Raw genomic sequence first — 8,864 nt, 5'->3', positions numbered from 1 at the left:
ACTGAACCTAGTCCTGTAGAACCACCGTTGGAATTTTGGCTGGATATCTGTAGATTTCTTGAAAGCTTATTCGCATTCGTAAACTTTGGCTGTATCTAAGTGAGCGTCAAATAATCCCCACCAATAAAAATAGTAACGGCTTCACTTGTGGGGTGCAAAATGTTCATACGTAACTAAATTTACATTAAGAAACACAGGCGGTTTCACATCGCCTGTGTTTCTTTTGTATCAGGATTTCAAATATTTTTTTATCTGAATATCACCTATAATTACAAATCAAATCACAAGGAGGAGATAATTTTTTCCATCCTTGTGATATGGAATAAAAAACGCTACTTTTTCCTGAAATACCTTGATATAACAATAAAAAGACAAGCGAAATCATATGCAATTTTGATTGTGAATTGTAATGTGATTCACTTGTTTGAACCTCTGAAGTGAACCCGTGATTAGTTTTCACGGGTTTTTATTTTTAATGATTTTTTAGCAAAAAAGTCATTCCACTTAACTGTGATTTGTTTTTCTCTGAATAAGTAGAATAGGATCGTGAGCGATATCAAAATACAAAGAATAATGGAAGGTGATAAGTGGCTAATGGATTGCCCAAATAAGGTATACAAGATGGCGACTGGAACATTCGATAGGAATGACTGTTTTGTAAAAGAAAAGACATTCTTTTTCCGTTCAAGTAGGATGAGGGAAAGTAAATGGTATTGCATAAAAGGAATACAACGTAAGATGGCGATTTGTCCGGTTGTAAAAGAGACACGGTCACCTAACCATTTTTCTTTCATCCTTTTCATTTTCCCAAAGGTTTTCGGCATCGATTGATAGAGGAAATAAAAAAGGATACAAGATAGCGTTAATCCTATTATGGAGTAAAATGCACCTAAAATTGCACCAAAAAGGATTCCCCCAGCTATACACAAGACAGCCACAGGAATAAATAAAAACTGACGCAATCCATGAAATAAAAGGAAAACGATAGGTGCCCATAATCCACTCGCTTCTAAAAAGGAAAAAAGCATCGTCATCGTATAATCCATGGTGACTCCTCCTGACCTGAGATGACTACGTGCAAAAACTATTATCATCTATATACAATCGTACGAGCAGTTATGACAATATTTGCAGGATGACCATAACCAAAATAAACTGAGCAGCGATTAAAACCGGTGTGCCCACACAAAATGATGTATGCTTTGTTTTATGCCGAAAACTCTTCATTCCAAGCCACATACCCATAGATCCTCCAATTATAGCCAGGGTCCACAATGTCTTTTCTGGAGTTCTCCACTGATTCTTAATTGCTTTTTGTTTATCGAGATACATGGCAAAAAAAGCAACTACATTTGTGATAAGTATATAAAATAAGAATGATATCATGTTTTTTCATCTCCTTTTTGATAGATGGTCTCTAAAAGTAGTTCGATTTATAGCTTAAACAGAAAATTAGACTGTACGAGTGATGAAAATCGTATCTTTTCATACTATTTGTCTCTGGAAATCCTGACTTTATTTGTTTTATCAGCGATTATCCGATTATATCAACGATTTTTCATCTTTATCAGCGATAATCTGATGAAATCGGCTATTATTCGATTATATCAGCGCCAAACCATTTATTCCAAAACAAACCATTAAACTCTTAGAACAAAAGGCGCAAGTACCCCTTTTAGCCAAGGCATAAGAAAATGCCTAAAAGAAAAAAAAGGTGATCTATCCCTTTTATTCTTTTAGGGTTATTTGACCTCAAGCGAGCTTAGTGCTGGAGCTGGATTTAGATGCACCCACCATATAAATTCTGATTTTATAAAAAAAGAGCCACTCTCCATAAGAGAATGACTCTTTTTATATCAATTACTTGTTTAAGGTGTTTTTAGCAGCGTTTGCTAATTCAGCAAATGCTTTTTCGTCATGTACAGCTAGATCAGCTAACATTTTACGGTTAACTTCGATACCAGCTTGTGATAATCCGTGCATCAAACGGCTATAAGAAAGTCCGTTGATACGTGCAGCCGCGTTGATACGTGTAATCCATAATCTACGGAAGTCACGCTTCTTTTGACGACGGTCACGGAACGCATAATTAAATGATTTCATTACTTGTTGCTTTGCTACTTTAAATAACGTATGTTTTGAACCATAATAACCTTTAGCTAACTTGAGTATGCGCTTACGACGCTTACGAGTTACTGTACCACCTTTAACTCTTGGCATTGTGATTTCCTCCTAATGTATATCAATCTGTTCGTTAATTTTTTTAAATGAATTACTTCCCGATCATGAACTTAATGCGCTTGTAATCGCCACTGCTCACTAATGAAGCTTTACGTAGCTTACGCTTTTGCTTTGTTGATTTGTTAGAGAATAAGTGACTTGTATATGCTTGTGAACGCTTTAGCTTACCAGATCCAGTTCTCTTGAAACGCTTAGCTGAACCTCTATGAGTTTTCATTTTAGGCATGAGATGTTCCTCCTTATTAATTACTTATCAATTTTTGATGATAATATTAAAAACATGCTTCTTCCGTCCATTTTAGGAGCAGATTCTACATTACCGACTTCTTTACATTCTTCTGCAAAGCGGTCTAATACTTTTTGTCCAATTCCTTTATGGGTGATTGCACGGCCTTTGAAACGAATCGACGCTTTAACTTTGTCCCCATTTTCAAGGAACTTAATTGCATTACGTAATTTCGTGTTAAAGTCATGCTCATCAATCGTTGGGCTTAAACGAACTTCTTTAATATTAATGATTTTTTGATTTTTACGGGCTTCTTTATCTTTCTTTTGTTGCTCGAAACGGAACTTTCCGTAGTCCATAATACGACATACAGGCGGTTTCGCCGTTGCTGCAACCATTACCAGATCAAGATTAATATTCTGCGCCATTTCAAGTGCTTCTTGGCGAGATATAATACCAAGTTGATCTCCATTTGCGCCAATCAAACGTACTTCACGGGCACGAATGCCTTCGTTAACCATCATATCCTTGCTAATAATGAGCCACCTCCGAAATAGTCAATAAAAAAAAGTGCAGGCGATGAAACACCCACACTTAACGAAATGTATTTACCATACACTAACTTTTTCGTTGAGACCTGCTAACAACAATTTGCGTTTGTCAGGTGAGAAGCGGGTGCTTCTTCTTTTACTAAATAGAACTATTAAATTACCTATATAAATTTACCATGCAGAAACATTTCTGTCAAGCACCTATTTTTTTACTTCCTCTAGAATGGCTGAAAGAAATTGATCAAAAAGTAAAGTCTCTGATTGCTGACTTCCATACTTACGGACATTTACAGCATTCTCTTGTATTTCATTATCTCCAACTACTAGCATATACGGGATCTTTTGTATTTGTGCTTCACGAATTTTATACCCAATCTTCTCATCACGTGCATCTAATTCAACTCGGATCCCCTCTGCTTGTAATTGCTCTTGAACCTGCTTTGCGTAGTCAAGGTGAGCTGATGGGGATACAGGAATCACTTGAACTTGAACCGGAGCCAACCAAGTTGGGAATGCACCTTTATATTCTTCAATTAAGAAAGCGACAAAGCGCTCCATTGTCGAAACGACTCCACGATGGATAACAACTGGTCTATGCTGCTTACCGTCTTCACCAACGTACGTTAGGTCAAAGCGTTCTGGTAATAAGAAATCAAGCTGTACAGTTGATAATGTTTCATCTTTTCCAAGTGCTGTACGAACCTGTACATCAAGCTTTGGTCCATAAAACGCTGCTTCTCCTTCAGCCTCATAATACTCTAGACCAAGGTCATCCATGGCTTCCTTAAGCATACCTTGAGCTTTCTCCCACATTGCATCATCATCAAAGTACTTTTCTTTATCCTCAGGATCACGGTAAGAAAGTCGGAAGGAATAGTTCTCAAATCCAAAATCCTTATAAACAGCCTCAATTAAGCGGACCACTCGGATAAACTCTTCTTTAATTTGATCAGGTCGAGCAAAAATGTGGGCATCATTTAACGTCATCCCACGTACTCGTTGTAATCCTGATAATGCTCCTGACATCTCATAGCGGTGCATAAGTCCTAATTCCGCTATACGAATTGGCAACTCACGATAACTATGGATATCATTTTTGTATATCATCATATGGTGTGGGCAGTTCATTGGGCGTAAAACTAAGTCTTCATTATCCATGGACATGACAGGGAACATTCCGTCTTGATAGTGCTCCCAATGTCCTGATGTTTTATAAAGCTCCACACTCCCGATTGCCGGAGTGTATACATGGGAATAGCCTAAGCGTATTTCTTTGTCCACAATATATCTCTCAATAATACGTCGTATAGTTGCTCCTTTAGGTAACCATAATGGGAAGCCCTGCCCAACCTTTTGGGAATTCGCAAATAAATCAAGCTCTTTTCCTAATTTACGGTGATCTCGTTCCTTAGCTTCCTCAAGTAAACGCAGGTGTTCAGCAAGATCTTCTTTCTTAAAGAAGGCTGTACCGTATATGCGCTGCAGCATCTTATTTTTGCTATCACCGCGCCAATAAGCACCAGCAACACTTAACAGCTTGTATTCTTTGATTTTCCCCGTTGAAGGTAAATGAACACCTCGGCAAAGGTCAAAAAACTCACCTTGCTTGTAAATAGAAACCGCTTCACTTGCCGGAATATCCTCTAACAATTCAAGCTTCAGATGGTCACCTATTTCTTGGAACATGGCTTTCGCCTCATCACGACTTACCTCTTTACGAACAATTTCTATATTTTCATTCGAAATCTTTTGCATTTCCTTTTCAATTAGGCTCAAGTCTTCATGAGTGATGGCTTCTGCCATATCGATGTCATAATAGAACCCACCTTCGATAACAGGTCCAACACCTAACCGAACATTAATGTTTGGATACAGACGTTTAACCGCTTGACCCATTAAGTGGGCTGTACTATGACGTAAAATTTCAAGTGCTTCCTCGGAATCCTGTGTAATAATGGCAATGCTTCCATCCTGTTCAATAGGAGCTTTTAAATCAATTAGTTTTCCAGCAAACTTTCCAGCAATTGCTTTCTTTCTTAATCCAGGACTGATTGATGCCGCGATATCTTCAGTTGTTGTACCTTTTTGAAACTCCTTAACCGCTCCGTCTGGAAATGAAATTTTTAGCACTTCTGACATCCTTGTTCACTCCTTTAATTTTTTTCATTTATTTCACATGACAAGCAGAACGCAGAACTTATCATGATGATAAAAAAACAAAAAACACCCATCCCAATAAAAGGGACGAGTGTTGAATTCGTGGTTCCACCCTTCTTTCCAGACACACTTTGTCCTGGCTTAGAAGAAAAGTAACGGTTTTTGCCGTTAGTACATAATAAGAACTAGTTCTGTTCTGCACTAAAGTTTAAAGGTGGTAGGTTGATTTTTCAAGTTAGGAAGTTTTCAGCCAAGCCTTCCCTCTCTAAGAACCGATAAAATAACCCATATCCTTATCATAACTGATCATTTTTTTAATTATGTAAGTTATTATATTCACTTTTTCAAGCGAATGCAAGTTGAATCAGTAAAAAAAAATGTAACAATGGATGATTAATGCTGTTGTCTACTGAATCTCTCGAACGGTAAAATATTGACTCTCTCTTGAAAAATAGCAACCAATGTTTGAATAACACCTTGATCTAAATCGACAGAATATAAAAAAACATGGTTTGGACAGAGTAACAATAGCGGTGCAATTAATTCTTTGTCTACTTCGAATCCTTGAAGAGATATGAAATCTTCTTGAAAATGTTGGAGATTATGGGTAAATGGCTGAAGGTCTTCATCAAAAAATAAAAATTGATCCTTCTCATGAACAACATGTACTAGATTAATAGTTGACCGTTTGGATGCAATATATTTTCGTAAGCTCTCAATAAAGTCCTGATAATCTTGCTCTAATTTATACTCATCTATTGCTACTTCTATGTATTCTAGGAGTCGGTTAAAGTAATCCTTTAGTCTGAATTTTAAGAACGCTTCAAATGAAAAATCAATATGTCGTGATAAAAACATGGTTAAGGATTGGTCAATCATTTCTTCGAGACGGTATCCTTCCCGTAATAAAGGATGCATATGAACTTCATCCTCTGTGACCAACGAATGCACCATCTGGATAATTTGCTGCTGCTCCGCCTCATCCTCATAGTAAAAAATTGCACATAAAAATCCCTGAATAAATTCGGGTTCTTTAACTTGTACAATAAATTCTGTTAACGCTGGAACAACATATGTATGGATTGTATGTTTATCATCTTTAGCAATTCGGATGTAAAGCGTATTTGTTCCTTCAATTTGTTGAAGAGATTCACCCATAAAAGAAAATAATAGTTGAAAAACATAGTTCATATCTGAAGCTTTTTCAAATGTTATATGCATATTGGTTGTCCCCCCATTTCGGCACCTGTTTCTATTTATATGAGGGGAAACGAAAAAAATGATACTACATCTTAAAAACAAAAAAAAGAGCCAAATGCATGACTCTTACTTTCGATGATTAATATCAACCAATTCAATTTCACTTGATAAAAATCTAATTCTTTCGAGGATTCTTTGAGCTTTTATTCCTTCTTCTTCACCCTTCTGTGAGTGCGTATAATGCCTGAGTAGTTCGTCTAAATTTAAGTTCGAAGTAAAGAAGGTTGGCAGTTCTTCCAGCATTCGATATTGAAGAATGGGACCTAATATCTCATCTCTCATCCAACTTGTCATGGATTCTGCTCCAATATCATCAAACATAAGGACTGGAGTTTTTTTGGCTGAATCAAGTTTTTTATTAAAAGCCGACTCATTTGTCATCACACTTTTTAATTCTCGTATGAATTCGGGGAAATACATAATCATCGATTCTATTTCTTTATCTGCTAGCTCATTGGCGACAGCACAGAGAATGTATGTCTTACCCACGCCAAATCCTCCGTGAATATAAAATCCTTTAACCTTTTTATTGCTCGTATAGTTTTTTAGGAAAGACCATACTTCTTGTTTAATCTGAAATCTGTAATCGTCCTCCTCATAAATATCAATGAAAGAGGCTTTTAGTAGATTAGAGGGAATGTAAACTGACTTAATCTTATTCCCTTTTTCCTTCTGCAAATCCGCTAATACTTTAGTTGGGCAACGACGATAGTCCAATTCTATTGACACTTTATTTTTTAATGTAAGATGTGCTTGATACCCAGGCATTATGTTGAAACACTCCCCTAGGCTTGGACACTTCGAGCACTCTTTACTCTGATTATGATACTCATACATCTTTAGTAAAGCTCTATCAAATATTTTTCTGTTTAAGAGGGGGCGATTTTGATCTAAAAACTCTTTAACATCTTGGTCATTTAAAACAGTTGCTTTAAATTTTTCATATTCAGTTTCCATTCTGTCTTTATATGATAGTTCCTGCATCGTATCTTTAATGGACTTCATGACTTTTCCTTCCTCCTACTTTAATCAGAAAAATGAGTAGACTTTGGTTTCTCAGCATTAGAACCAGACTTATTTAGTAACTGCTGCTTCCTCTTTTCAACATATTCAGGATCTGTCATCCACTCAGGTAAAATTTCTTTTCGAATCGGCTTTCTTAGTCCGCTTGTAGGATTATTTTTTGCCTTTGTCTCTTTTTCTTTATATTCTGTAACGTCCTTTTCAAATTCAGCAATCTGATTTAACGCTTCTTTTACTGTCTTAATTTTCTGTCTGGCCCAATTGCTTGCTGTGTTTTCAATATATTTTTTATTCAAATTCATTTTCTTATTATTGACGACATAATCGAGTAACACATTGACTACACCAGGTAGAATATGTTGATTGATCATGATGCTTTCAACAATGGCTAATTCCGTCCCTGTTGGTATGGCACCACCTGCCAGCTCAATTAAAAAGTCTTTTGGTGATGTCGTTTCAAAATGATGAATTCTTTTCTCTTCATCTGATTGTGGCTCAATAAATCTCATGGTTTGATGCTTAAGTGGTTGAATCTTTTCTGACAGCTTCGGCATTCTTCCGAAGTTTTCAATCTCATAATACATTCTTGCCTTCTCAGAAAGAACATCCAAATCTATTTCATCCTCGTCACCAAATGTTGCATTCATGACGACCTTTTGCATGTCTATTGGAGATAGCCCGAAAACATAGGCTAATAATCTAACTCTTTGGGCCACTTCATCTGTAATCAAACTTGGCGAAACAAAATTTTCAGATAGCCCGTATACAAATAAATCAAAATCAAATTGAATCTTCCCAACATTTATGTTTGCATTACCTTCTCTGTCGATAAAAAGCTGGTTTTCCTCAGTATGATTGTACAATATATTTTTATCATGTTCGGATGTTGTTTCAAATACATCCGAAAAAGTTTGGGAAATATTCTTAAAGTCCTGTGTATTGATATCTTTCGTCAAAAACAAGGATTTTAGCTTATTGTATCTAAGTTCCCCAACTTCTTCTTTTAAAAAGATACTATACGGAAAATCAGAGCTAAAAAAGGCTGCTGGAGATAAGGGGGGATTCAGATCATATATAAAATTTCTAACCTCTGACGTTTCTTGTACATATGACTTCAATAAGCCGATAGCTTCAAGCTTCTTTCTAGCCGCTAGTATTTTGTCAAGATTCGTATGCATCGAAGCCATAATATTTCGGTGTGAGGAAGGAGAACCCCAATACTTGTAAGCCTCTACCTCACCCCAAAACAGCATATATAAAGAGAAACTTAATGGACCAATTAAGGGCTGGTACAAAAGGGTTAGTACCCTTCGATCAAAGTCGTGTAAAACCGAATCAGTTTTTACTAAATATTGGTCAATCGGTAAGATTTCTTTCCAAGATTGCATAAACAAATCAACTTCCCT

9 protein-coding genes and 2 other annotated features are annotated in these 8,864 nt (G+C 36.4%); all 9 genes read right to left on the bottom strand.

Translation table 11 applies throughout. The features are described from left to right. Positions 1–449 precede the first annotated feature (449 nt). Positions 450–1,046 carry a TVP38/TMEM64 family protein gene (locus tag ACOI1C_RS16190; RefSeq protein WP_422511623.1) on the bottom strand — a complete coding sequence of 199 codons (597 nt, stop codon included), beginning with the start codon at positions 1,044–1,046 and terminating at the stop codon, positions 450–452. A gap of 70 nt (positions 1,047–1,116) precedes the next feature. Then, the gene (locus tag ACOI1C_RS16185; protein WP_422511621.1) at positions 1,117–1,386 is read right to left on the bottom strand and encodes a DUF1294 domain-containing protein; all 270 of its coding nucleotides are present in this window, start codon (positions 1,384–1,386) and stop codon (positions 1,117–1,119) included. Between the two features lie 474 nt (positions 1,387–1,860). Further along, a complete protein-coding gene (gene rplT, locus ACOI1C_RS16180; protein WP_422511619.1) occupies positions 1,861–2,220 on the bottom strand; it encodes a 50S ribosomal protein L20 in 360 nt (119 codons plus the stop codon). Between the two features lie 52 nt (positions 2,221–2,272). Next, positions 2,273–2,467 carry a 50S ribosomal protein L35 gene (gene rpmI, locus ACOI1C_RS16175; protein WP_422511617.1) on the bottom strand — a complete coding sequence of 65 codons (195 nt, stop codon included), beginning with the start codon at positions 2,465–2,467 and terminating at the stop codon, positions 2,273–2,275. A 20-nt stretch (positions 2,468–2,487) separates the two neighbouring features. Next, positions 2,488–3,006 (bottom strand): translation initiation factor IF-3, encoded by a 519-nt coding sequence (gene infC / locus ACOI1C_RS16170; protein WP_422511633.1) that lies wholly within the window; start codon positions 3,004–3,006, stop codon positions 2,488–2,490. A 19-nt stretch (positions 3,007–3,025) separates the two neighbouring features. Further along, positions 3,026–3,160: a sequence feature (ribosomal protein L20 leader region), on the bottom strand. Between the two features lie 59 nt (positions 3,161–3,219). Continuing rightward, the gene (gene thrS, locus ACOI1C_RS16165; protein WP_422511615.1) at positions 3,220–5,157 is read right to left on the bottom strand and encodes a threonine--tRNA ligase; all 1,938 of its coding nucleotides are present in this window, start codon (positions 5,155–5,157) and stop codon (positions 3,220–3,222) included. Positions 5,158–5,255: 98 nt separating this feature from the next. After that, positions 5,256–5,484 (bottom strand) — a binding site (T-box leader). Positions 5,485–5,568: 84 nt separating this feature from the next. Further along, complete coding sequence (locus ACOI1C_RS16160; protein ID WP_422511614.1) at positions 5,569–6,396, bottom strand: putative sporulation protein YtxC; 828 nt, start codon at positions 6,394–6,396, stop codon at positions 5,569–5,571. Between the two features lie 105 nt (positions 6,397–6,501). Further along, complete coding sequence (gene dnaI, locus ACOI1C_RS16155) at positions 6,502–7,440, bottom strand: primosomal protein DnaI (protein ID WP_422511612.1); 939 nt, start codon at positions 7,438–7,440, stop codon at positions 6,502–6,504. Positions 7,441–7,460: 20 nt separating this feature from the next. Beyond that, positions 7,461–8,846, bottom strand: coding sequence for a replication initiation and membrane attachment family protein (locus tag ACOI1C_RS16150; protein WP_422511631.1), 1,386 nt, complete (start codon positions 8,844–8,846; stop codon positions 7,461–7,463). Between the last annotated feature and the right edge of the window lie 18 nt (positions 8,847–8,864).

It is taken from the genome of Bacillus sp. DJP31 (assembly GCF_049310945.1).
Taxonomy (GTDB): Bacteria; Bacillota; Bacilli; order Bacillales; family SA4; genus Bacillus_BS.
This window is presented reverse-complemented; position numbering and strand designations above follow the sequence as displayed.

Bases quoted from the DNA above. Each gene is read 5' to 3' on its own strand.
- thrS (WP_422511615.1), bottom strand. From the start codon at position 5,157: ATGTCAGAAGTGCTAAAAATTTCATTTCCAGACGGAGCGGTTAAGGAG.
- ACOI1C_RS16190 (WP_422511623.1), bottom strand. From the start codon at position 1,046: ATGGATTATACGATGACGATGCTTTTTTCCTTTTTAGAAGCGAGTGGA.
- rplT (WP_422511619.1), bottom strand. From the start codon at position 2,220: ATGCCAAGAGTTAAAGGTGGTACAGTAACTCGTAAGCGTCGTAAGCGC.
- ACOI1C_RS16185 (WP_422511621.1), bottom strand. From the start codon at position 1,386: ATGATATCATTCTTATTTTATATACTTATCACAAATGTAGTTGCTTTT.
- rpmI (WP_422511617.1), bottom strand. From the start codon at position 2,467: ATGCCTAAAATGAAAACTCATAGAGGTTCAGCTAAGCGTTTCAAGAGA.
- ACOI1C_RS16150 (WP_422511631.1), bottom strand. From the start codon at position 8,846: ATGCAATCTTGGAAAGAAATCTTACCGATTGACCAATATTTAGTAAAA.
- dnaI (WP_422511612.1), bottom strand. From the start codon at position 7,440: ATGAAGTCCATTAAAGATACGATGCAGGAACTATCATATAAAGACAGA.
- ACOI1C_RS16160 (WP_422511614.1), bottom strand. From the start codon at position 6,396: ATGCATATAACATTTGAAAAAGCTTCAGATATGAACTATGTTTTTCAA.